We start from the raw sequence: 24,443 nt of genomic DNA, 5'->3' as shown, positions 1-24,443 counted from the left end.
TCTGTATGAGGATAATCGATAAGCTGATTAAGCTTCATGAAGAACATATCCCTAGTCTATTGCGGCTTTGCAGGCAAGCTGGGTGGCCGGATTACGGCGAACAAGAGCTGGCACTGCTTGTCCAGCAAGGACGCTTTTACGGCTATCAAAATGTCAGCGGTGATATTATTTCCTGCATCGGCTTGTTTTTGTTTGACCGGCTTGCTTCTATCGGCCTCGTGATCGTGGACAAAGAATATCAACGGCTCGGTCTCGGCCGGCGTATGGTAAACGCCTGTATCACCCAAGCGGGTGAAAACACCGCCATCAGGCTTTGCGCCACAAAAGAAGGTTTGCCGCTTTATGAAAAAGCAGGTTTTCATACGGCAGGTTCAGTGCGAAAGTACAGCTGTCACAGTTTTCAACCTTATACAAAAAAGCTTGATGCTGAACTGACATCCTTTAGAGAACAAGATTTTCACGACTTAATCGCGGCGGATCTGGAAGCCTTTGGCGGAGATCGATCAAATCTTTTGCAGCAGCTTATTTCTGCTTCATGCGAATGTATCATCGCCAGAAATCATGACGGACAGCTAATTGGCTACGGACTTTCTGTACAGACACCGGCCAATTTGAAATTCGGCCCTATCATCGCTGCATCATCAGATGTTGCAGCACAAATAATTAACAGGCTGGCGGCCGGCAAACAAGGGCCGATGCGAATCGATATACCGAGTGAACACACGTCTCTGCATGACAGCCTGATAGAAATGGGATTTCGTAAAGATGATGAACCTCCGCTTTTGTTTTATCAGAAAAAAGCGCCTATTCAAAATGGACACTTATATGCTTTGATTTCACAGGCTCTCGGTTAACCCTCTTTTTTCCCGAACAGGTATCTTCTGTTCGGTTTTTTGCTGTCTGATCGCTGAATAAACGAAGCCATCAGGGACATTCTAAGCAGAAGAAAAGGAGTGTGCTCTGAGATGGAATCATCAAAACAAAATAATGGAATGACGGTTGTAGCAATCGGTTCAATCCCTTTAATATTAACCCTAGGAAACTCGATGCTTATTCCGATTTTGCCAAAAATGAAATCTGAACTTCATTTATCACAATTTCAAGTCAGTCTCGTGATCACAGTATTTTCCTTGATTGCAGCATTTGCGATTCCGATTGTCGGTTATCTCGCAGACCGATTCTCAAGGAAAGTCATCATTATTCCCTGCTTAATTTTGTATGGTGCCGGCGGTTTGTTAGCCGGGTTTGCGGCAGGTTTTTTTGACAATGCCTATCCTTGGGTCATGGCAGGACGAGCGTTACAGGGAATCGGGGCAGCCGGAACCGGCCCAATTGCCATGGCACTGACGGGAGATCTGTTTAAAGGCGCCCAGGAGAGCAAGGTGCTCGGCCTTGTTGAAGCTTCAAACGGCATGGGGAAAGTGCTATCGCCGATCATTGGCTCGCTGATCGCCCTGCTTGTCTGGTATGGCGCGTTTTTTGCCTTTCCTGTGTTTTGTATCATTTCGATCGTACTGACTTGGATTTTTATTAAAGAAAAGAAAAAGGAAAAAGAACCGCCACCAATCGGAAAATATGCAAAAGGGCTGTTAAGTGTCTTTAAACACGAAGGCAGATGGCTGTTTACCGCTTATTTAGCCGGTGCGACCTGTTTGTTTACTTTATTCGGCATCCTGTTTTATCTCTCAGATGTTCTTGAAAAAACATACGACACCGACGGCGTGAAAAAAGGCTTGATTTTAGCGATCCCGCTTTTGGTTATGTGTGTGACGTCCTATACAACAGGAAGCAAAATCGGGCAAAAGCAATCGTTAATGAAAAAGCTGATCGTACTTGGATTGGCGTTCATGACCGTATCCTACGCGGCACTGTCATTCATTGAAAATCTTGTCCTTTTTATCAGTGTTCTTGTACTGAGCAGTATAGGCTCAGGTCTTGTCCTTCCTTGTGTGAACAGTTTTATTACCGGGGCTGTCGGCAAAGAAAGACGGGGATTTGTCACCTCGCTGTACGGCTCTGTACGTTTCTTAGGGGTAGCGATCGGTCCTCCGATTTTCGGCCGCCTGATGCAATGGTCCAGACCCGGCATGTTTTTAAGCATCGCGGGATTGACTCTCGTTGTCGGGATTCTTGTGATGATGCTCATCCATGTGAAGCAAAACAATGAAGAAACAAAAGAAAAAGAAGACCCTAAAATGGCTGGAAATCGGCTCCAGCCCGCTGAGGAAAGGTAGCACCCAGTGTGAAAATTGTACGGATTGAAACCTTTCCGCTATTTCACCGATTAGAAAAGCCATACGGAGATGCCAATGGGTTTAAACGATATCGGACTTGTTATCTCATCAGGATTATCACCGAAAGCGGGATAGACGGCTGGGGAGAATGCGTTGATTGGCTCCCTGCTCTCCATGTCGGTTTTACGAAGCGGATCATCCCGTTTCTATTAGGAAAACAGGCCGGCAGCCGCCTGTCATTAGTGCGCACGATTCAAAAATGGCACCAGCGGGCGGCCTCCGCTGTAAGCATGGCGCTGACAGAGATTGCAGCCAAAGCTGCGGATTGTTCGGTTTGCGAATTATGGGGCGGGCGATACAGAGAGGAGATTCCTGTGTACGCGTCTTTTCAATCGTACTCAGACTCCCCGCAATGGATCAGCCGCTCAGTCTCCAATGTTGAAGCCCAGTTGAAAAAAGGGTTTGAGCAAATCAAAGTCAAAATTGGCGGGGCTTCATTCAAGGAGGATGTCCGGCACATCAATGCGCTGCAGCATACAGCAGGCAGCTCCATTACGATGATTCTGGACGCAAACCAAAGCTACGATGCCGCTGCGGCTTTTAAATGGGAGCGCTATTTCTCCGAATGGACGAACATTGGCTGGCTTGAGGAGCCTTTGCCCTTTGATCACCCGCAGGATTACGCTATGCTTCGAAGCCGTTTGTCTGTTCCTGTTGCCGGTGGAGAAAACATGAAAGGCCCGGCGCAATATGTGCCTCTCCTTTCACAGCGCTGTTTGGATATCATTCAGCCCGATGTCATGCATGTCAACGGAATTGATGAGTTTCGGGACTGCCTCCAGCTCGCGCGTTATTTCGGCGTCAGAGCATCCGCCCATGCATATGACGGATCGCTCTCACGACTCTATGCTTTATTTGCACAAGCCTGTCTGCCCCCATGGTCTAAAATGAAGAACGATCACATTGAACCGATCGAGTGGGACGTCATGGAGAATCCTTTTACAGATCTCGTCAGCCTGCAGCCTTCAAAAGGAATGGTCCACATCCCGAAAGGAAAAGGCATTGGAACAGAGATCAATATGGAGATCGTCAATCGCTACAAGTGGGATGGCTCAGCATATTAAGCTGGGCCATTTCTTTATTTTGAGACATAAATAATGGACAGCCTCATAAAATGAAAACAGCGGACAAGTCTTTTCATAAAGGAGCAAATGACTTAATGGCTGAACTGCTGATGAAAGCAAAACTTACGTTTATGATTGTCGTAGGCGGCGTACTACAGGGACTCGGCATGTCCTTGTTTTTATTTCCGCATGATATTCCAACAGGCGGTGCAGCAGGTATTGCGGTGCTATTGCATTATCTGTTTCAAATCCCCCACGGATTTTCAGTGTGGGCTGTGAATGTATCAATGCTATTTACCGCTTTAAAATGGCTGGAGATGAGAACATTCACCGGCACCCTCGCTTCTATCACCGTCACCTCTGTCTCGGTATTGATCTTTGATGCGGTTTTTCCGGATATCACATCTAATCTGTGGCTTGATCTGGCAAGCGGCGCAGTGTTATTGGGACTCGGCATCGGACTTTTATACAAATATAAAATTTCAAACGGAGGGTTCGGAGCACTTGCTCTGATGATTTCTATCTACCGCGGCGGGAATCCCGGAACGATCCTGCTCATCATGAATTGCATCATTTTTATGGTCACCGCGTCTATTATTGACTGGGGCATCGTCATTCAAGCCCTCATATGCCAAGTGATATCGACAAGAGTCATCGACTTCATCTACAACATCCGTCTGACCTCACTTCCCTATCTCACGCCTATGTACCGCCATAAAAAATAATAGGCAGAGGCTCTCTTCACGACGAGAGCCCCGCAGCCGCTATTTTACAGAAAAAAGGTATCGGATCTTAGCCCTAAACGCAGCGTTTCCAACGCGATGGCATCATGAAATGGAATATTGGCCAGATTCACATTCGGCCCGATTTTTTGAATAAACCCTTGCTGAAGCGTTTTGTTAGGCGCTTCAAAAATCAGCCTGTTGATATCAATATCCGAGGAAATGATGTCGTCAACAATTTGAAATCTGACATCGCCGCTGCTGGAACAGATCCCTCCCGTTCCGCTTTCTCTGGCTTCTGTAATCACTTTTTCCGCGCCCGCTTCCATATCCTCAACGATATATTCAAGCCATTCCTCAGAGCTTTGCCGGCTTGCTAATTCCGCATCCTTGCTGCCCACCTCACTGAGCACAAGAAATTCATCAGAAAAATCGGCAATGAAAGCCGCTTTCTCTTTATTTGTCATCGGGAGCGTACCGTTTGAAATCTCAATATATTCACAGCCGAAATAGGTGCAGTACCGATGAAATTCATTCACTTTTTTCTGGCTTACGTACTTTTCGAACAGTGTGCCGCCAAAGAAAAATGTAATGTCATGTTCTTTCAGTGTGCTGATTTTTTCTTCAAGATCTTTCGTAAGTAATGATGTGCCCCAGCCGAATTTCACAAAATCAATATAGTCGGACGCTCCGGCTATGACATCTTTGAAAAATTGCAAGGGATAGCCGTTATCAATTAAAATGGACTGCCCGGTTTCTCTCGGCTTGTTTGTTCTCACTGGCAATTCTAGTGAAAAATCATTCATATTATGACCCTCTCTATCGTTGGAACTTCTCCATCTTGTTTCACTTTCATCACGAAATCGCCCGTCAGTTCTTTTGTACAGTAAACGATGTCTTCCGAATCAAACAATGGCTGGCGGCTGTCAAAAAACTTCTCCGCAACAGAAGAGCGTTTTATTCTTTGAATCGCCTCCGCAGCCGTTACCGCATTTGTCCCTTCAATGATGCCTTTGATATACTCCGCACACGCCATATCGTCATCACCGGATGGATGGGAAGCCACTATGTTTATGACACAATCGTTTGCGGCGTGCTTTTTCACATGCTCTGCCGTTGTTTTGGCATTGGAAAATCCAGTTACGAACAGATGCTTTGCGTTCAGCGCCCCCAATGCTGCTGTGACGCCGTTTGTTGTTTTCTGGATCAGGCACTTATCCGCCATATCCTGCCCTGCCATGCGTTTTGGAGAATTATCTAAATCAAATCCGCTGATACCGACCCCCTTTTCCTCTCCCGTCAATACATAATCCGGATAGGTGTCTTTCAGCGCAAAGGCTTCATCAGCTGTCCGGACCAACAAAATCTCTTTCGCCCCGCCGATAAACGCATAATGGGCGACCGTAAAAGCTCTGATGACATCAATGACGATGTTAATGTCCGCCGGGGCAAGCGAATGATGATGCCCCTGATAAATGGCAATCGGCATACTACCTCTCCTTGGGCATAAAACCATTTTGCTAAAAAGCATATTCAGCCGGGCTCTTAATGGTTCCGCACCTCATTTTAGGCGGGCGCGGCACGTAAAAACCCTGAACCTTTATGCAAAAAATGAATAGTCTGCCTATAACTCGATCAATAGATAAAAAAAGCAGATGCAAACGGGGGGAAAACGTTGAACGAAACCATCACATATGACACATGGAACGACATGCTGTCCAAACAGATAACGGATCAATTGATCGATGAGCTCGATGTGTTGAAGTGGGCTTACCGAACGTACGGAGAAAAGATTGTGTACGCATGCAGCTTTGGCGCAGAAGGAATGGTGCTTCTAGACTTAATATCAAAAATCAACAAAAACGCACACATCATCTTTTTGGATACCGGGCTTCATTTTCAGGAAACATATGAGCTGATCGAGACCGTCAAAGAGCGATATCCGGGATTTGCAATCCAGATGCTCGAACCCGAGCTGAGCTTAACAGACCAGGGGACGAAGTACGGCGGAGAGCTATGGAAGCATAACCCGAACCTCTGCTGCCAATTGCGGAAAATTGAACCGCTCAAAAAGCACCTGTCCGGCATGACAGCTTGGATTTCAGGACTGCGCCGGGAGCAGTCGCCAACGAGAAAGCATATTCAATACGTAAACCTGGACCAGAAGTTTAAGCTCATCAAAATTTGCCCGCTCATCCACTGGACATGGGATGACGTTTGGACGTACATCCGCCTGCACAATTTGCCTTATAACAAACTGCACGATCAACATTATCCGAGCATAGGCTGTGAAATGTGTACATTGCCTTCCCCGGACCCGAACGATGAGAGGGCTGGAAGATGGGCCGGACGGGAGAAAACAGAATGCGGCCTGCATCAGGAATAGCGGATGGCAGGTTCTTGATGTGAGAATCGAAATGATGTTGAGACGCTGATGTCAAACTTTCATTAACCGCAGAAAAGAAAACAAGGAAACGTATAATTGGAGGTTGAACACGTTGAATGGAAACGAACCCCATGGAGGGGTATTAATCAACCGCTGTGATCCCGCATGCCATTTTGAAGGGTGCGCGTGCCAAGCAGAGCTGGATCAGCTTGCACTGAGTGATCTGGAGCTTATCGCGATCGGCGGATACAGCCCGTTAACAGGTTTTTTGGGAGAAAAAGATTATCATCGTGTTGTGAAGGAAATGAGGCTGGCAAACGGCTTGCCGTGGAGCCTGCCGATTACGCTGCCTGTCGGAGAAAAAACAGCAAAACAGCTGTCTGCCGGAGATCACGTCAAGCTTGTGAAAGACGGTGTTACCTACGGCATGATCACAGTCACCGATATATACCAGCCTGATAAAACACAAGAAGCACTGTCTGTTTTTAAAACAAACGATCCTGCCCACCCAGGCGTAAAAAAATTGCTGGCGCGCCCAGATTACTATATCGGAGGGCCTATCACGGTCAGCCGCCTGCCTGACAAATCTTTCGAACAGTTTTATGCAACGCCCGCAGAAACAAGAGCAGCCTTTCAAAAACTCGGCTGGAAAACGATTGTCGGCTTTCAAACCAGGAACCCTGTTCACAGAGCGCATGAATACATTCAAAAAACAGCGTTAGAAACGGTCGACGGTCTGCTGCTTCACCCGCTTGTCGGAGAAACAAAGTCAGACGATATCCCCAGCGATATCAGAATGGAGAGCTACCAGGCTTTGCTTAATCACTATTATCCAAAGGATCGTGTCATGTTATCGGTTTTCCCTGCCGCCATGCGTTATGCAGGTCCGCGGGAAGCGATTTTCCATGCGCTCGTCCGAAAAAATTACGGCTGCACCCATTTTATTGTAGGCCGTGATCACGCGGGTGTCGGCAGCTACTATGGAACATACGACGCCCAAAATATTTTTCAATCATTCACAGAGGAAGAGCTGGGCATCAAGCCGATGTTTTTTGAGCACAGCTTTTATTGCCGAAAATGCGGAAACATGGGCACCTCCAAAACATGTCCGCACAGCTCAAGAGACCACATCCACTTATCAGGCACAAAAGTGAGAGAGCTTCTCCGCCAAGGCAAAAAGCCGCCTAAAGAATTCAGCCGGCCTGAGGTCGCAGCCGTCCTGATCAAGGGACTTCACCAACAGCCTGTTGCCATCAAACAAAACAGCGGGGAATTGCAATGACACACAATCCGAACATCATTTGGCATCCCGCTGCCATCTCAAAGTCTGACAGACAGTCCTTAAACGGACACAAAAGCTGCGTCCTTTGGTTTACAGGTTTGTCCGGCTCCGGAAAATCGGTGCTGGCCAATGCAGTCGATGAAAAGCTTTACCGCAAGGGCATTCAGAGCTACGTGCTTGACGGTGATAATATCCGCCACGGCTTAAACAAAGACCTTGGATTTCAGACTGGTGACAGGATTGAAAACATCCGCCGGATCGGGGAAGTGGCGAAGCTGTTTGTCGACAGCGGGCAAATGATTTTAACGGCTTTTATTTCTCCATTCAGAGAGGATCGGGACATGGTTAGAGCGCTCTTTCCTAAAGGTGAGTTCTTCGAAATTTATGTGAAGTGCCCGCTGCATGTTTGTGAACAGCGCGATCCAAAAGGGCTTTATAAAAAAGCGCGAAACGGAGAGATCAAACATTTCACCGGGATCGATTCTCCGTATGAAGCGCCGCTTTCACCCGATTTCATCATTGAGTCAGACCAGACCTCTATTTCCGATGGAGCTGATCTCATCATTAACGCACTTCAAAACAGAGGAATTATATAAAAAACCCGATCAATGTCGGGTTTTTTCTTATGAGTTGGAGAACTGCGCAATCAAACTGTTGATCTTCTCTTTTTCCTCATAAAATGCTCCGTGCCCGCTGTTTGCAAACGGAACCAATTCCGACTGTTTGATGCCGCGCTTCAACTCTTTCGCAAAATCAAACGGCGCAATTTTATCCTTTCTCCCGTGCAGGATCAGCGTCGGCACCTTGATTGCAGCAAGTTCCTTTCTGAGATCTTCGTCTCTTAATGCGATGCCCGAGTGGATCGTCCCGTAGGAGGAAGCCTCCAGCATCAGATTGAGAAACCACTGTCTAAGCTCTGGAGACACTTTTTTCTCAAAAAACTGTTTCCCTAAATCAGCCAGTGTTTTGGGCCGATCAGCTTTGAACAATTCAATCATATCGTCAATATCCTGCTTCCTCATCCCGTACGGATAACCCGGGCGTTTTGTAAACGCAGGGGCTGCTGCAGACAGTAAAATCAGCTTATCAACATCGGCTCCTTCATGCCTTGCCATATAACGGATTGCAATGGCGCCGCCCATTGAAAAACCGGCAAGAATCGCATTCTCAAGCTGCAGCGTATAAATGACTGCTTTCACATCATCGGCCATCGTGTCATAATCGTAGCCTTCCCAAGGGCGGTCAGATTGCCCATATCCCCGCAAATCAACGCCGATAAAACGAAATCCCCTTTTCGGAAGCTCATTCATTTGATATTCAAACATCTTATGATTCAACGGCCACCCGTGCAAAAAGATGATCGGCCTTCCATGTCCGATATCCTCTACAAACAGTGTCACATGCTCCTCGGTTTTGACGTAATGCCCCATTCCGCATTCCTCCTGTTCCCTTTGGCTTTTTCGGCCTGTAAACGCCTTGACGTATAGGAATCTTTCCATTTATGCTTACAAAACAAGCGGGCTGCTGTACCAAGAAAAGGCTCTTCACGATTTACTATATGTATCAATTTCCTTAACGATCTATTAAATTGAACCCGGAAGCCTCTGTTTTTCGGGCAGCAAAGGATGTCATCACATGAATAAAATCGCAATTCAAAAACCAAACATACCAGAAAACCTGCAAACCGCAGATTTTCATGATGCCATGACGCAGGATGATGTAATCAGCATGCATTTGTTTGAAGATTGTACCATCTGCGGCAAAGATATCGAAAGACTCTGTGTTGAAAAAACGGTATTCAGAAATGTCGTCTTTATCGATGTGTCTTTTCGGCATATTGAACTGACCGATGTGATCTTTGAAAAGTGCGATTTATCAAACGCCGATTTCAGCGGGGCTGTCATTCACAGAACTTCAGTTAAGCAGTCAAAAATGGTTGGAATGAATGTGGCGGAAGCAACGCTGCGGAATGTTTCATTCGAGGAATGCCACGGACATTTCAGCTCATTTTCGTATTCAAATATGAAACAAGTTCGATTTGATCACTGTGCTCTTATGCAAAGTGAATGCAGCGATACGGTGCTCCAGCAGACACACTTTGACGGATGCGAATTGGAAGGCGCCAGCTTTACCGGCACGTCCCTTCAAAACATGGACATCAGCACATGCCGTTTTGAACAGCTTCATGTCTCCCTCGACAAATTGAAAGGCTGCAAAATCGCACCTGAGCATGCGATTGCCTTCGCCAGGGCACTGGGAGCTGTCATCGTATAACCAAAGCTTAGGACATCATCAGGCGGCGTGCTGTTTCAGCTGCCGCTTTAATGCCAGTTTCCAAATCTCCAAGAGATGCATAGGAATATGACAGCCTGATGCTGTTTCGGTCTTCACCGTCATAAATATAGCCGGGATTCACAAGCACCTGCCGTTTCAGCAATCCATAAAAGAAACGGCTAACAGGCAGGTTTTTGTGAAATGTCACCCAAATATAAAAGCCGCCTGCGGGAATCCGCCACGTGGCAATGTCCCCGGCATACCGCTCGAGAAAATGAACGGCGGCGTCTCTCCTTTCTTTAAGCTTCCTGCGTACCCAAGTCAGATGCTCTTCATAATACCCCTGTGACAGCCACTCGGCAGCCGCCCACTGGGACAGTCCGCTTGATCCGTAGTCTGTCTGCATTTTAATGTCCGCCAGCCTTTCAATAACCGGCTCCGGACCGGCAAGCCAGCCGATTCGCAGACCGGGGCTAACCGTTTTTGAAAACGTGCCCAGATACAGAATATTGCCCTCATGATCCATTGCTTTCAACGGCTGCGGCGGTTTTTCTTCAAACCATAAATCACCGTACGCATCATCCTCAATGATGGGCAGCTGCTCTTTTTTTGACAGGCTGATGATCTCTTTCCTTCGCTGCTCTGACATGACTGTGCCTGTCGGATTATGAAACGACGGAATCGTGTAAAGCAGCTGTCCTCCATATTGTTTTCGATTAGAAGAAACAAGCCCCGCTTTGACCCCTTCATCATCCATCGGCAAGCCGCGAAGCCGCATCCCAGCTGATTGAAATACATGCAAGGATTGAAGGTAGGACGGCTTCTCCGTCAAAATGACAGAATCTCGTTTTAAAAGTCCAATTGAGATGAGCTGAAGTGCCTGAAGTGCACCGGACACAATTAAAATTGCAGACGGTGACACATGGATCTTCTTTCCTTTTAAATGGTCGGCCACTGCCTCCCGCAGCTGACGGTTTCCTTTCGGCTGCTCATATCCTAAAGACAGGACGCCCGGATTGATTTGCTGAAACATCCGTCCAATTGTGTCAGCAGGCACAAGATCCGGTGAAAGTTCTCCAGTTCCTAATCTGATGATATCCGCTCTTGGTTCGTTCTGATTAATAGCTTGAATGATGGAAGAATTGGCGCGATGAATGCCCGAACGGACGTAATCGCTCCAATCAAGCGGAGGCTCAGCCGCCAGCACGCTCCAAGTACTGTTTACAACCTTCGTACCGCCGCCTCTTCTTCCCTCTAACAAGCCTTGAGACGTGAGTTCATCTATGGCTGCTGTGACTGTGCTGCGGTTGACTTGAAACATGTCGGCCAGCGTTCTCTGTGAGGGGATTTTCGTCCCTACAGCCCACTCTCCGTGAAGAATCTTGTCTTTCATATATTGTTCGATCTGCCGATGCAGCGGAACATCCGACTTTCGGCTTGGCTGCCATTGCGACAAGGTCATGCCCCCCCTTTTTTACACATTATACATTTGGCTGGTTCCTAACCCAACCAAATGGCTGGAGACTTTAGTGACAATCTCTCTTATGATTGAAAAAAAATGTGAAGGGAGCTTTTTCAGCATGAATGCAATCATTCACGGAATTGTGCTCGCGTTTGGCTTAATTTTGCCGCTGGGAGTGCAGAATGTGTATATTTTTCAGCAAGGCGCGTGGCAAAAGCATATTTGGCGGGCTCTCCCAGCTGTCATCAGTGCTTCAGTCTGCGATACCCTGTTAATCGTATTAGCCGTTGCGGGCGTGTCTGTCATTGTGCAGGAGCTGCCTGTGTTTGAGACAGTCATGATGGTCGGCGGATTTTTATTTTTGCTCTATATGGGCTGGGTGACTTGGAACAGCCGTCCGAACACAAGCCAAAACGAGAAACATACGTTCACACCAAAAAAGCAAGTTGCATTTGCGGCCGCTGTTTCTCTTTTAAACCCGCATGCCATTCTGGACACGATCGGCGTCATCGGCACGAGCTCTCTTCAATATTCGGGGCTTGAGAAATGGCTCTTTATGGCCGCCTGCATCGCTGTGTCTTGGATTTGGTTTATCAGCCTTGCAATAGCGGGCCGGTTGTTTCAGACGATAGATACGAGCGGCAGGCTTATGCTGATCGTAAACAAATGCTCTGCAGCGGTAATGTGGGCAGCGGCAGGATATTTTGGGGTGTCACTCTTTTGCAATTGAAGGAGAAACAGATGAAAAAAACGAATTTCTTAGAAAAGGAGGCATGCTGATGACTGATGCAAAACAGTTTTATGACTATCATTCTTGGGCAAACAAGAAAATATTTACCCATATCGAAAACCTGCCGGAGGAAACTGCCTACCAAGAAGTAAAGAGCGTATTTCCTTCTGTCAGCGACGTGCTGCTTCATATGTGCAGGGCTGACTACATTTGGCTGAATGTTCTTTCGGGAGTGGCCTACCAAGAGATTATAGACAGCGCAGGCAAATTAGAGTCCGCGCAAGGTAATATGGCAGCGATTAAACAGCACGCTGCCGAGCTGGAGTCACAGTATCATGATTTCTTCAGCCGCCAGACGGACTTAGAACAGACCTTCACAATGCAGCATCCGAAACTAGGTACACTGGAATCAACCTATGCAGACACCATCCTGCATGTCGTCAATCACGGCACTTACCACAGAGGGAACGTAACCGCCATGCTGAGACAGCTGGACCATTCAGGAGTACCTACTGATTATATGTACTATTTATATGAGAAAAGAGAAAGCAAGGGCTAAAATGTCCTTGCTTTTTTTTGGCGGAAAGCCTCAAATGCAACATGTTAGCTTTTACATACCTGTATAAGCGCGCTTCACATCTAGCTGTACCGGCCTGCCGCTTCGAAAGGAATTGGTTGCGGCGATACCCACTTCTAAATTGATCGTCGCATCAATATCTGTCACAATCGGTGTTTTTCGATCACGGACACACTCGGCAAAATGCTGAAGCTCCAAGAAGTAGGCTTCATGAAAACGAGTTTGAAAGTCTGGAATGATATCAAAACTGCTCCCTTTAGCCGATAGGATGGTCACATGTTGATTTCTCAATGTCCCTATGAAAATACTGCCCTCTGTCCCGATCACCTCCGCCCGGATGTCATGTCCGTATGGAGAGGTTCTGCTTGCCTCGACGTCCCCCGCTGCGCCGGAGTCAAATTCAATATACGTCAGCGCCTGATCCACATCGCCATACTGCTCCATAAACGGATTGTTCAGAATCCTGCCGTGGCCTGAAACAGAAGTGATTTCCGCCCCTAGCAAATAACGGGCAATATCATAGTCATGGATGGAACAGTCAATAAAAATTCCACCGCTGTGTTTGATAAATTCTGCGGGAGGCGCGCCTTGGTCGCGCGTAAAGCCTTTATAATAGATAGGTTTGCCGATTTCTCCAGCGTCGATCCGCCGTTTGGCATCTGCGTATGCTGGATCGAACCGTCTCATAAAGCCGACTTGGCAGATGACACCTGTCTCCTTCACTTTTTCAGAAACTGCTCTTGATTCCTCAAGGCTTAATGTCAGCGGTTTTTCAACGAAGATCTGTTTGCCGTTCTCGGCTGCTTTGATGATCATATCACCATGTGTGCTTGTCGGCGTTACGATAATGACAGCGTCAATGCCGGGATCTTCTAACACTTCATACGGGTCCTCTGACCATTTTTCGATACCGAGTTCTCTGGCAACCTGCTCCGCTCTCCCTTTTAACGGATCACCGACACTAACCAGCTTTGCCCCCGGCACACTGGTGACGAGATTTTTCGCATGATAATAACCGAGCCTTCCTAATCCCAATACTGCACATCTTACTTGATGTTCCACGTCCCATCCTCTCCTTTATCTCATTTCAGGCTCGCTTTGAGAAAGCGCTTTCTCTTAACAACTAAAAAAACAGCGGTTCTATCCGCTCTGCCATTTTGCGCAAGCGCTTTCTCAAAAGATGGTTTCATTTTACACTGCCATTGGTTTACACGCAATATGTTTTTTTTTGCTTCAACTGTCATAATGAAAAAACCCGCTCATTAGCGGGCTCATGTGTTGAGCGGTGATGTAGAATGTCTGACTACAAGCTCAGGCGGGAGCACTATTTTTTGTTTCGCCTTTCGTTTTCCCTCTATTGCTTCTGCCAGCAGTTCGATGACGCTCCGCCCCATCTCTTTTATCGGCTGGGCTACGGTTGTCAGGGGCGGAGCCGCCATTTCTGCGAGTATCGTATTATCAAAACCAATGATAGAAAGATCATCCGGCACTTTTATGCCTCTTATTCTCGCAGCTTGTATGGCGGCACAAGCCAATACGTCGTTGAAGGCAAAAATAGCAGTCGGAGCGTTCCTGTCGAGTAATTTTCCCGCTTCTTCCTTGCCGCTTTCCAAGGAAAACCGCGTCTGGATGATAAGTGATTCATCAATGGGCACGCCCGCTTCCTCCATCGCCTGACGGAAGCCTTTGATTCTATTTTTTTCGCCTGTCGTTGACCCGTCTCCGATAATGCAGGCGATGTTCGTGTGGCCGAGTGACAGAAGATGCTTGGCAGCCTCATATCCGCCACGAACGTCATCTATCACAACAATATCCATCGGAAGAAGCGGCTTATCCTGAGAAATCATGGCAATCGGAATTTGTTCACTGGCGATTTCCTCCAAAGCAGACATACTGTCATGGCTTTCAATCCCTGTTGCAAAAATAATGCCATCCACCTTTTTCTGTTTCAGCACTGAAAAATACTTTGTTTCTTTTTTCGGATCGTAATCGGTGCTGCAAATCAACATTTGAAAACCGAGCTCATCCGCTCTTTCCTCAATGCTTTTGGCCAGTTCGCCGTAAAACGGATTTGAAATATCAGGCGCCACGAGAGCAATCATATTCGTTCGTTTTCCCGTTAACGCCGCGGCGTGGACATTGGGCGTGTATGCCATTTCATTCATGACATTCATGACCTTCTGCCGTGTTTTATCGCTGATTCTCCCCGTATTGTTTATCACACGGGACACAGTTGTGATCGAGACACCCGCCGCCTTTGCCACATCGTAAATTGTTGTTTTCATGTTCATCCCTCGTCTGGTTATTGAACTTTCCGGCTGACAATTTTCCGGTATTCAATTGGTGAAATGCCTTCTATCTGCTTAAAGAGTTTTGAAAAGTATGTCGGATCTTCCATTCCGACCGTTTCCGCAATAACGCCCATTTTATCATTTGTAGAGGATAAAAGACGCTTCGCTTCCGTCATTCTCACCCGGTTCGTGTATTGTGCCGGAGTTACGCCGAGCACCTGCTGCATGCAGCGGCTCACATAATCCTGATGATAGTGAAGGGCGAGCGACAGATCCTTGATTGTCGTCTTTTCCTTATAGTGCTCCTGTAAGTACCGGGCCGCCTCCCAGGCTACCCGCTCTTTCGCAGACGGTATTTGGAACGCTTCTTTTTGAAGATGCAGCATCAGCTCCTCAAATAAGATTTGCTTTCTGAGGGGCAAATCAGAGTTTTCCGCGGAGTAATCAATCAGTCTTTCAAACTGCTGGGCCATAAACTGCGGGCGCTGCACCTTGCCTTTTCTCGGCAAAGCCAATCCGTAGCGGGCCGGCTCTTCGAAGCTCCCTTTTTCCTGCTGAAGCTCAGACCAGTTGCTGCCTCCCTTTGCCGTAAATTCATATCGATGTTCATCGAAGTGAAGCCAATAGTAGGAGGTTGCTTCATCACTGCCCTTCGTCCCGTAGTGTTCAAGACCGGGAGAAAGCAAGATGTACTCGCCGCCTTCAACAGAAAACGATGTTTCATTTTCCGTTATATATAACGTTCCCTGTTTGACATATATCAGATCAAACACGGAGAATACACGTCTCACATGGGTTTCTCCTTTTTTAAAAACCCCTTCCCCAGCTGCGATAAATACCGGAAAAGGCGGGACTGTAAACAGGATGCGAGGCATTTGAATCATCCTCCTTTTTAAGTCGGATTTTTACAAGAAGTATCGTTTCTATCCCTTTTTATTATAAGGAAATGGAGGTACACTTTAAAACGTTGATTTTATTTACGAAAGGGGTTAGACACTATGAAACAAGCTGTCTTCAAATCAACTGCTTTGAAAAAACCCGCTGACAAAACGTTCTCATTATTTTCGCTTACTTGGCCGATCTTTATTGAGGTCTCATTATATATGTTTATGGGTAATGCCGATACACTGATGCTCAGCCAATACTCGGATAACAGCGTGGCAGCAGTCGGCGTCAGCAACCAGATTTTAAATTTAATTATCGTGATGTTCAGCTTTATCGCAACAGGAACGACCGTTATCATTTCACAATTTCTAGGCTCACGGCAAAAGAAAGAAGCCATGGAAGTCGCTTATGTGTCAATCGGCGCCAACTTCTTCATCAGCCTGGCCATCAGCGCCGTCGTCTTTTTCGCGGCTGTCCCTCTGCTTCATATGATGGGATTATCAGACGCACTGATGCCTGATGCGAAAGTCTTTTTACAAGTTGTCGGAGGTCTGTCCTTTATTCAGGCTTTAATCATGACATTCAGCGCGATCTTAAAAAGCTACGGCTACACAAAAGATACAATGTTTGTCACTATCGGCATGAACATTTTAAACATTGCCGGAAACTTTGTTGTGATTTTCGGTTTGTTCGGCTTTCCTGTTCTCGGTGTTGCCGGTGTGGCCATGTCCACATCTATCGCCCGCGTCATCGGATTAATCGCGATGATTGTGATTGTCAACAAACGCATCCAGCTGAAGATGTCGCTGAAAAAAGTCTTTCATATGCATAAAGAGCATTTGCGCAAGCTGCTGAAAATCGGCATTCCTTCTGCGGGAGAGCAGCTTTCATACAACCTGTCGCAAATGATAGTCACGTATTTTATCGCCATCATGGGCGCGCAGGCGTTGACAACAAAAGTGTATACGCAAAATATTACGATGTTTATTTTGCTGTTCGGCACTGCGATCAGCCAGGGTACACAAATCTTAATCGGCCGTTATATCGGCGGCAAACAATTTGATGCCGCTTATGAGCGCTGCATGAAGAGCTTATATTGGGCACTCGGAATTGCTGCGGCTACATCTGTTTTGATGACGATCTTTTCAAAAGACCTGATCGGCCTCTTCACACAAAGCCCTGATATTATAGCAACTGCAAGCCTATTGATTGCCATGACCATTATTCTTGAACCAGGCCGCTCGTTTAATGTCATCATCATTAACTCTCTGCGGGCCGCAGGGGATGCGAAATTCCCGGTTTACATGGCAATGATTTCAATGTGGGGCATCGGCCTCCCGCTTGCTTATCTTTTCGGCATCCACCTCGGTTTCGGTCTTGCCGGCATTTGGATTTCTTTTATCGCGGATGAATGGGTCCGGGGAATCTTAATGTACAGAAGATGGCGCTCACGTATCTGGATTCAAAAAGGTATGGCTTAACACCCGGCTCAATCAAGGCCGGGTGTTTTTTTAGATATCAGAGAGAATCTGCTTCACTTCGGTCTCTGTGAGAGCGAAGTGATGTTGAAATACATCGTGCTGCTTCGCCCGGATTTTTTCTAAAACAGCCCGGTGCAAATGAAGAGCGGCTTTCACCGATTTTTGAGAATACTGCGGAAATAGCGGCAAGGCATCCTGACACTCTTCAAGGTAGGCTTCTGCTTCAAAAGCGATATACTCCCACGTCATTGTGAACGCTTTATTTACGGTGCCTTTTTGGAGATCAGCCTCTGTATAGCCGAATTGCTGCATTACCTGACGGGGAATGCGGTTTTTTTGCTGATCTGTGCCAAGATCACTTAAGAAGCGAACCAGCTGTATGGCCAAGCCGAGAGAGACGGCTGCTTGTTTGAGCTGATCTTGTTTTCGGCGTGTCAGTATCGGCAGCAGCATCAATCCGGCAGAACCGCCCGTCCGATATGCGTACATGAGCAGTTCATCAAGGTCATCATACGGCTTGGCGTCTTCTTTTTGTACGGCAATAAACTCCCGAAAAGGTTCGCTTTCCAATGTAAAGGTCCGATACGCATGATCAAAAGCCTTCCATAGATGTTGATTACCGTTATTTGTCCTTTGGTAAACATGATCAGCTTTAGCTTCAAATGCGGGCAATACCTTTTCGTCTGCACTGGCCACCGTGTGGCAAAACGACAATACTGCCGAAGAGGCTTGTCTTTGCTTTAGCGGGAGATATGATAATGCTTTGAAACAGGCTGGCGCGTATTCGCCAACAATCTGTCCGCATTGCTGGTAAGCTTCTTTTATCTCTTTCATTTTTCTCACTCCTATGTATCACTGCTTCTTCAAGTCTAGTATGTTTTTTCCTAATTGTATATGAAGAAAATGCCGATTCTTACTTTGTAAAAGTAACAAGACGTACAGCATCATCGACGAGATATACATTATTATTTTTAATGCCATACAACAGGTAGAATGTAAACATTTCTCAATCATCACTTCAATAATAGAGGAATCACGGAAAAAAGGGCTAATTGTTATGATACATGATAGTATTGGAGTGAGTTCAGTGATAAAATTTTTTGAATATAACTGGCAGGTTAGAGATCAATGGTTTACTTGGTGTCATCAACTAACCACTGAAGAATTACTTAAAAACCGTCTTGGCGGAGTAGAGAATATTTTATATACCCTTTTTCATATTATTGATGTGGAATATAGTTGGATTCGTGCTATCCAAGGAAAAGAAGATATCGCTGTTCAGTTCGCTGATTATCAAACACTCAATAAAGTGAAATCTCTCTCAAATACATTCCGAACTGAAATAATTGATGTTTTACAAACACATTCAGATCAAATAAAAGATGAACTTGTAAGCGTTCCTTGGGAGACAGGTGTTTTATATACGCGAGATGAAATATTACACCATATCATCGCTCACGAAATTCACCATATTGGTCAACTTTCTGTATGGGCTAGGGAATTAAAGTTAAGCCCGGTATCAGCTGGTTTTATCGGCAGAACATTAAAACCTATTCATTCTTATTGAAGGAATGCGGGGGCAATTCGATAGTGCGTTGTACAAAAAAGGATAGATAGAGCATATATTTCCCTGCTCATCTATCCTTCTTATTTAAATCTATACATCTCTGGATTTTAATCACATTTGCATTGAACCTACCTCTCGTCAATATCAATGCGATACGCTTCAAACCATGTATGAATTTGAGCAAGATGGGCGATTAGCTGAGGCCCCTTCATGAGCTGCCCGAACCACGGCACCTTGAAGGAGGAGCCTTCCGTTTCTAAAAGCTGATCTAATTGTTTTCTGTCTAGCAAGGTATGGAGCACGGAGTCCTTTTGGCTTCTGATCGTTTTCAGCCATTCGCTGACGCCTTTTGTATATTCCGGATGATGGGTTTTCGGATACGGGCTTTTTTTGCGATACAGAATGTCATCAGGCAAAATACCTTCAAGCGCTTTGCGTAAAATGCCTTTTTCCCGATTATCATGCATTTTCATTTCCCACGGAATATTCCAAACATATTCCACAAGCCGGTGATCGGCGAACGGCACCCGCACTTCCAGGCTCGCCCCCATGCTCATGCGATCCTTCCGATCCAAAAGGTTCGTCATAAACCAAAGCATATTTAAATAGAACAGCTGTCTTCTTGCTTTATCCACACCCGTTTCACCATCTAATAATGGCGTTTCTGCCAAGGTTTCTTCATATTTGCCATTTACGTATTCTTTCAGATTCAATTTTTTCTGCCATGAGTCAGAAAGCAGCTTGATCCGCTCCTCCGTTGATCTCATCCATGGAAAGCCAGACTCAACATCTGCCGTATGGAACCACGGGTACCCGCCGAAAATCTCATCCGCGCACTCTCCCGATAGGCTGACGACAAAGTCCTTTTTGATTTCCCGGCAAAACCACAGCAGGGATGAGTCGACATCCGCCATTCCCGGCAAGTCTTTGACCAGTACAGCTTCCTCCAAATGATCAACGAGATCTTTTTGGCTGATGACGCATTTGTGGTGCGTCGTGCCGAAAGTCTCTGTCATTTTTTCAATCCATGGTCCGTCATCATTCGGCTGAAATGCGCTTGCTTGAAAATATTTATCGTTCTCTTCGTAATCAATCGAATAAGTATGAAGCGGTGCTTTTCCTTCCTTTTCAAAATGGCCCGCCGCAATCGCTGTAATTGCGCTTGAGTCCAGACCGCCTGATAGGAACGTACAAACAGGCACATCCGACACAAGCTGCCGCGTCACCGCGTCCTGAAATAACGATCTGACATTGGCAACCGTGTCATCAAAACTGTCCGTATGTTTTTCGCTTTCAACATTCCAATAACGCCAAATATTAAGTCCGTCTTTGGAAAATGTCAGCGCGTGAGCCGGGCGGATTTCTTTTATGCCTTTAAATATGCCAGTGCCCGGGGTTCTGGACGGTCCAAGACCGAAAATTTCAGAAAGTCCCGTTCTGTCCACTCGCGCTTTTATATCAGGGTGCGCGAGGATTGCTTTGATTTCCGACCCGAAGAGAAATGAAGAGCCTTCCTTCGTGTAAAAAAACGGCTTTACGCCGAGACGGTCTCTCGCGGCAAACAGCAGATTACGCTTTTCATCCCACACAGCGAAAGCGAATATGCCATTGAGATGGTCGACACAGTCTTCCTGCCATTCGATGTAGCTGTGCAGAAGCACCTCGGTATCTGACGTACGTTCGAATTGATGGCCCCGCGCCCGCAATTCTTTGCGCAAATCTTCCGTGTTATAAAGCTCGCCATTGTAAATAATGGTGTACGTATCCCCTTTATAGGTACACGCCATCGGCTGGCGTCCGCCTTCAATATCAACAACCGCAAGTCTTTTATGTCCGAATAAAACATGGTGCTCCCCCCAAACGTTTGAATCATCAGGCCCTCGTTTGGAAAGAGTGTCTGTCATTCTGTCCATCGTTTGTTTTTCCTGGACGAGCTGCTTTTTAAAATCGACCCAACCCGTAATTCCACACATGTGATATCAGCTCCAATCCCGTTTCTGTCGTAACAATTTCGTTTCTTTCAGCACCTTAGTAAGTTTATGCATCTATAGGCAGATAGTTGATTTGTCCATAAAAGAGTTGTATGGGACAGGCTTGAATTGGAAAGAAAAGAGAGGAATGAAGAAAAAGGAGACAGCATGGATGAAACGGAAACAATTGATATATACAGAGGAACGAAAATGGGAATACGGCACCATCCTCATCGAAGACGGCATCTGTTTAATCGAAAACGGAGAAGGTGATATACTTTTGGCGGACACTCTCCAACACAGCCCAATCTGGGTCCATCATAAAGGAAAGTGGGAGCAAGCCGGCTTCCAGGATCAATTGGTTCTGGCATGCGGTGAAGAAAACATCTCCCTTTCCGGGGGAGAACGCATCCGCTATGAGAAATCAGTCAAGCGGCCGCTCATGGCGCTTTTGGATTCGCTTGACGACGAAACCTTTCTCGCATTTCTGCAGCACTTGCACAGCTTCGGCTTATCGGTATTCGATTGCGTCTTTTCTTATAATAAAGGAGTCTTTTCGAATACTTCGGCGGGGCAGGGTGTGTCCTTTTATCACTTTTCAAATGACACCGCACAATGCGCGATGCAGCATCACTACAGCAACGAAGGGACAGGAGACCGTTTTGAATGGACGGCTTCAAACGGAAAGCGATCCATTATGTATTCAGCAGTCCAACGGGGGCGCAAATAAAAAAGCGGTGCATCGAGCACCGCTTTTTGGTTACTTTTCAACAACAACTTTTGCTTCCTTGCTTTCTTTTTTATCTGTATCCGCAGCCGTGACGTACAGCACCGTTCCGGCTTTTTGTTTTTTGATTTTCACCGAAAACGTTCCTTTTGCGTCAGCTTTGGCAGAAGCAATGACTTTCTTTGATTTGTTTTTCACTCTGATCATCGCTTTGCTGTTTGCCTTCCCTTTTACTGCCGTATCCTTCGTTTTCACCGCGTTTACTTTCGGTGTGCCGGAAGGTTTTCCTTTGACGACGACAACTTTATACGATGTTTTCGCATCGCCTTTTGTTGCTTTCACATACAGTACTTGATCCTGTTTTTGAGGCGCGATATTAACCTTGAACGCATTGTCTTTTCCGGCTTTGGCGCTGCCGAGTTTCTTTTTGCCGTTCATCACCTCGATAAGTGTGCCTTCCTTCGCGTTTCCTCTGACAGCTGTTTGAGTGCTTTCCAGCTTGTTGACCTTAAGCTGTAAATCAGCTGCGCTGACAGCCTTCATGACGTTCAGCCGCCCGTAGCCTGAATGCCAGTCTACACCAGGTGTCTTCGGAATTTCAATCGGATCGCCATAATCGTCATACAACTCTTCTTCTCCGCCATCGACACTTTCAAAGGAAATATCATCTGCCGTCTTTTTCAACATATCCTCAACTTCTGTTCTTTTCAGCTTAGGATTTTGAGCAAACAGCAATCCTGCAGCAGCGGCAGCATACGGCGTCGCCATAGACGTTCCGCTCATGTACGTGACATTTCCGTTCGGCACTAAGCTCGGGATATCAGACCCTGGAGCAGAGATGTCCAGACCTTTTCCATAGTTAGAGAAATCAGCGGTCATATCCATGCGGTTCGTTGCGCCGACTGACATCACATATTTAGAAGATGCAGGATAAGATAAGGCATTTTCTCCATCATTCCCGCTGGCTGCGGCAATCAAGACATTTTTGTCAGCTGCGTACTTCAAAGCAAATTCAAGCACGCGGCTGTAGCCTCCGCCTAAACTTAAATTAATCACCTTTGCTCCTTTGTCAGCAGCATATTTGATGCCGAGAGCAATTTGTTCAGTATCTCCGGAACCTGCGGAATCAAGCACTTTTACAGGGATGATTTTTGCTTTGGCATTCAATCCAGTCATTGAATAGCCGTTATCGCTTTGGGCCGCAATAATGCCTGCGACATGCGTCCCATGCCCCTGATCATCCATTGCATTGTTATTCCGTCCGACAAAATTGTGTCCGAGATCTGTTCTTACTTTTCCTTTTAAATCAGCAAGCGTGCTGTCTACGCCTGTGTCTACTACTGCAATGAGTGTATCGTTAAGCTTGCGTTTGGACAGCAATGTGTTGGCAGGCTCATATTTCACATCCGCATTTTTGACACCGCCGTTTTCACCGTTGTTTTTAAGCGGCCATTGATAAGGGTACTGAATATCGTTTGCCAGGCTTTTGTATTCCTGCACGGGTTCCGCAAACTCTACATTGGACATCTTGGATAGTGTCGCAGCAGCGCTTTTGACCCTTTTGGCGCTTGCCGTATATGCGCCGTTCTGTTTCTCGTCTTTCGGAAGTTCAAATGAATACAGATTGTCAAACAGTTTCTTTGCCTTTTTCACATTGGATATGTCTTTTTTCGATTGCGCGCTTGCAGAAAAGCCCTTCATTTCATTATGTACGGATGAGAGGCTTTTATTGTCCTTCACCTTGAAAATAACCTTTGTTGTCTGAACTTCACTTTTTGCTGCAATATTGTTTTCTGTTAAAATGGCTCCGGCTGTTTTGCCTTGCAGCTGCTTCATATTTAGTCGGTCCGCTTGTTTCTTTATCTCCTCTTTAAGGAAAGACGGGACTGATTGCAAAGCTTTATCATATAGCCGGTTGATCGCTTTTTGATCTTTTTCAGTTACCTTATACGAAGATGATGCTCCGTTTTCTGACACATCGTCAAATAACGGCTTTAATGTCACAAGATCCTGATAGATTTCATTTCTTGCTGTTTTATTGAGTGCGAGTTTTGCAACGATAAACGGTGCTGCTTTGTAATAAAGGCTTGTCAGTTCTTTGCCTTCTGCTGTTTGGCTCAGCTGCTCATCACGAATCGCTCTCAGCTTATCCAGTATGCCTTTTCCTGATTTCTTCTGATCGACACTCATTTCAACCGGACAAGCTTCTTCCTCTTCTAAATCTGACGGCTGTTTTTTGGTGCCTTTATACCCAATCGTATACTTGGCTTCTGCAGCTGCTTCTGCCGTTCCTTCGTCCTCTGGCTCTTCTTCTCCGAGGTATTCAACTTTTACATAGTAAGGGCCGCTCCACGCGTATGGAAAGATGACTTCGCTTTTTCCATCCTCCGCTGTGAAAGAACGGTACATCTCAAACGTCTCATCTTTAAGCGCTTTTTCCTTACTTGGATATACAGATACATTCAGTACTGAATCACTCTTTACGGTCAGTGCCATATGTGAGTTTTTCTGAATATCCGTTGCTCCCGGGGTCACTTTGTACCATTTCACCTGTTCCGGCTCCTTCATGGCGCCTGTCTGCTCTTTGCCGTTTTCCAGAGCAGCCGCCTGATCGATCGCGCCGGCCGCTGCAGCTTTGGTTCCCGGAGAAAAAAGGCTGAAAATCAGTGCAAAAATAAGCACTGCCGCCACAACCGAGCTGAATTTTCTGCGTTTCATGTTATCCCTCCTG

General features: G+C 46.3%; 22 protein-coding genes and 1 pseudogene. 13 read left to right on the top strand and 10 right to left on the bottom strand.

Translation table 11 applies throughout. The features are described 5' to 3' along the window. Positions 1–5 precede the first annotated feature (5 nt). From KXZ66_RS05910 to KXZ66_RS05895, 4 genes are all read left to right on the top strand, one after another. A complete protein-coding gene (locus tag KXZ66_RS05910) occupies positions 6–854 on the top strand; it encodes a GNAT family N-acetyltransferase (protein ID WP_219144846.1) in 849 nt (282 codons plus the stop codon). Positions 855–965: 111 nt separating this feature from the next. Then, on the top strand, positions 966–2,234 hold the full coding sequence (locus KXZ66_RS05905; RefSeq protein WP_014476404.1) for an MFS transporter: 1,269 nt from the start codon (positions 966–968) through the stop codon (positions 2,232–2,234). 8 nt (positions 2,235–2,242) lie between these two features. Continuing rightward, positions 2,243–3,358, top strand: a complete 1,116-nt coding sequence (locus KXZ66_RS05900; RefSeq protein WP_101501986.1) for a mandelate racemase/muconate lactonizing enzyme family protein — start codon at positions 2,243–2,245, stop codon at positions 3,356–3,358. A 95-nt stretch (positions 3,359–3,453) separates the two neighbouring features. Continuing rightward, on the top strand, positions 3,454–4,083 hold the full coding sequence (locus tag KXZ66_RS05895) for a YitT family protein (protein WP_009966972.1): 630 nt from the start codon (positions 3,454–3,456) through the stop codon (positions 4,081–4,083). A gap of 44 nt (positions 4,084–4,127) precedes the next feature. Here KXZ66_RS05895 and KXZ66_RS05890 read toward each other — a convergent pair whose 3' ends face one another. Together KXZ66_RS05890 and KXZ66_RS05885 are read right to left on the bottom strand one after the other, a co-directional pair. Beyond that, positions 4,128–4,886, bottom strand: coding sequence for a phosphosulfolactate synthase (locus tag KXZ66_RS05890; RefSeq protein WP_021479581.1), 759 nt, complete (start codon positions 4,884–4,886; stop codon positions 4,128–4,130). Further along, positions 4,883–5,569, bottom strand: a complete 687-nt coding sequence (locus tag KXZ66_RS05885) for a 2-phosphosulfolactate phosphatase (protein ID WP_125121302.1) — start codon at positions 5,567–5,569, stop codon at positions 4,883–4,885. Before KXZ66_RS05885 ends, KXZ66_RS05890 begins: the two co-directional genes overlap by 4 nt. 186 nt (positions 5,570–5,755) lie before the next feature. On the opposite strand from KXZ66_RS05885, the gene KXZ66_RS05880 reads away from it, so the two are divergent. The 3 genes from KXZ66_RS05880 (at position 5,756) to cysC (ending at position 8,344) form a co-directional block, all read left to right on the top strand. Beyond that, the gene (locus KXZ66_RS05880; protein ID WP_125121301.1) at positions 5,756–6,466 is read left to right on the top strand and encodes a phosphoadenylyl-sulfate reductase; all 711 of its coding nucleotides are present in this window, start codon (positions 5,756–5,758) and stop codon (positions 6,464–6,466) included. A gap of 112 nt (positions 6,467–6,578) precedes the next feature. Further along, a complete protein-coding gene (gene sat / locus KXZ66_RS05875) occupies positions 6,579–7,748 on the top strand; it encodes a sulfate adenylyltransferase (protein ID WP_038829192.1) in 1,170 nt (389 codons plus the stop codon). Continuing rightward, on the top strand, positions 7,745–8,344 hold the full coding sequence (gene cysC / locus KXZ66_RS05870; RefSeq protein ID WP_003245829.1) for an adenylyl-sulfate kinase: 600 nt from the start codon (positions 7,745–7,747) through the stop codon (positions 8,342–8,344). The genes sat and cysC overlap by 4 nt, the downstream gene beginning before the upstream one ends. A 27-nt stretch (positions 8,345–8,371) precedes the next feature. On the opposite strand, the gene KXZ66_RS05865 is transcribed toward cysC, so the two are convergent. Then, entirely contained in the window at positions 8,372–9,178 is an 807-nt protein-coding gene (locus KXZ66_RS05865; protein WP_032725375.1) for an alpha/beta fold hydrolase, read from the bottom strand. A gap of 205 nt (positions 9,179–9,383) precedes the next feature. Between KXZ66_RS05865 and KXZ66_RS05860 the strand changes: the two genes are divergently transcribed. Then, positions 9,384–10,022, top strand: a complete 639-nt coding sequence (locus tag KXZ66_RS05860; protein WP_049140709.1) for a pentapeptide repeat-containing protein — start codon at positions 9,384–9,386, stop codon at positions 10,020–10,022. Positions 10,023–10,029: 7 nt separating this feature from the next. On the opposite strand, the gene KXZ66_RS05855 is transcribed toward KXZ66_RS05860, so the two are convergent. Next, the gene (locus tag KXZ66_RS05855) at positions 10,030–11,484 is read right to left on the bottom strand and encodes an aminotransferase-like domain-containing protein (RefSeq protein WP_103803898.1); all 1,455 of its coding nucleotides are present in this window, start codon (positions 11,482–11,484) and stop codon (positions 10,030–10,032) included. A gap of 67 nt (positions 11,485–11,551) precedes the next feature. Between KXZ66_RS05855 and KXZ66_RS05850 the strand changes: the two genes are divergently transcribed. After that, complete coding sequence (locus KXZ66_RS05850) at positions 11,552–12,214, top strand: LysE family transporter (protein WP_172861752.1); 663 nt, start codon at positions 11,552–11,554, stop codon at positions 12,212–12,214. Between the two features lie 49 nt (positions 12,215–12,263). Then, positions 12,264–12,773, top strand: a complete 510-nt coding sequence (locus KXZ66_RS05845) for a DinB family protein (RefSeq protein ID WP_019712359.1) — start codon at positions 12,264–12,266, stop codon at positions 12,771–12,773. A 51-nt stretch (positions 12,774–12,824) separates the two neighbouring features. Here the strand turns inward: KXZ66_RS05845 and iolX are convergent, their stop codons facing one another. The 3 genes from iolX to KXZ66_RS05830 all read right to left on the bottom strand — a co-directional run bounded on the left by iolX (position 12,825) and on the right by KXZ66_RS05830 (position 15,957). Continuing rightward, a complete protein-coding gene (iolX, locus tag KXZ66_RS05840; protein WP_049140707.1) occupies positions 12,825–13,853 on the bottom strand; it encodes a scyllo-inositol 2-dehydrogenase in 1,029 nt (342 codons plus the stop codon). 209 nt (positions 13,854–14,062) lie between these two features. Then, on the bottom strand, positions 14,063–15,076 hold the full coding sequence (gene degA, locus KXZ66_RS05835) for a transcriptional regulator DegA (RefSeq protein ID WP_003245813.1): 1,014 nt from the start codon (positions 15,074–15,076) through the stop codon (positions 14,063–14,065). 17 nt (positions 15,077–15,093) lie between these two features. Beyond that, entirely contained in the window at positions 15,094–15,957 is an 864-nt protein-coding gene (locus KXZ66_RS05830) for an AraC family transcriptional regulator (protein WP_032725368.1), read from the bottom strand. A 123-nt stretch (positions 15,958–16,080) separates the two neighbouring features. Here KXZ66_RS05830 and KXZ66_RS05825 point away from each other — a divergent pair, with 123 nt between their 5' ends. Further along, a complete protein-coding gene (locus KXZ66_RS05825) occupies positions 16,081–17,448 on the top strand; it encodes an MATE family efflux transporter (RefSeq protein WP_003233074.1) in 1,368 nt (455 codons plus the stop codon). Positions 17,449–17,478: 30 nt separating this feature from the next. On the opposite strand, the pseudogene farP reads toward KXZ66_RS05825, so the two are convergent. Next, positions 17,479–18,304, bottom strand: a pseudogene (gene farP, locus KXZ66_RS05820) (farnesyl diphosphate phosphatase). A 231-nt stretch (positions 18,305–18,535) separates the two neighbouring features. Between farP and KXZ66_RS05815 the strand changes: the two are divergent. Continuing rightward, the gene (locus tag KXZ66_RS05815; RefSeq protein ID WP_080351446.1) at positions 18,536–19,015 is read left to right on the top strand and encodes a DinB family protein; all 480 of its coding nucleotides are present in this window, start codon (positions 18,536–18,538) and stop codon (positions 19,013–19,015) included. A gap of 128 nt (positions 19,016–19,143) precedes the next feature. On the opposite strand, the gene asnB is transcribed toward KXZ66_RS05815, so the two are convergent. After that, on the bottom strand, positions 19,144–20,988 hold the full coding sequence (gene asnB / locus KXZ66_RS05810; RefSeq protein WP_032725365.1) for an asparagine synthase (glutamine-hydrolyzing): 1,845 nt from the start codon (positions 20,986–20,988) through the stop codon (positions 19,144–19,146). Positions 20,989–21,133: 145 nt separating this feature from the next. Between asnB and KXZ66_RS05805 the strand changes: the two genes are divergently transcribed. Next, positions 21,134–21,715, top strand: coding sequence for a DUF2777 domain-containing protein (locus tag KXZ66_RS05805; RefSeq protein WP_072173901.1), 582 nt, complete (start codon positions 21,134–21,136; stop codon positions 21,713–21,715). A 30-nt stretch (positions 21,716–21,745) separates the two neighbouring features. Here KXZ66_RS05805 and wprA read toward each other — a convergent pair whose 3' ends face one another. Further along, on the bottom strand, positions 21,746–24,430 hold the full coding sequence (wprA, locus tag KXZ66_RS05800; protein ID WP_032725363.1) for a cell wall-associated protease WprA: 2,685 nt from the start codon (positions 24,428–24,430) through the stop codon (positions 21,746–21,748). Between the last annotated feature and the right edge of the window lie 13 nt (positions 24,431–24,443).

This window comes from Bacillus sp. LJBS17 (assembly GCF_019334685.1).
GTDB lineage: Bacteria > Bacillota > Bacilli > Bacillales > Bacillaceae > Bacillus > Bacillus subtilis.
This window is presented reverse-complemented; position numbering and strand designations above follow the sequence as displayed.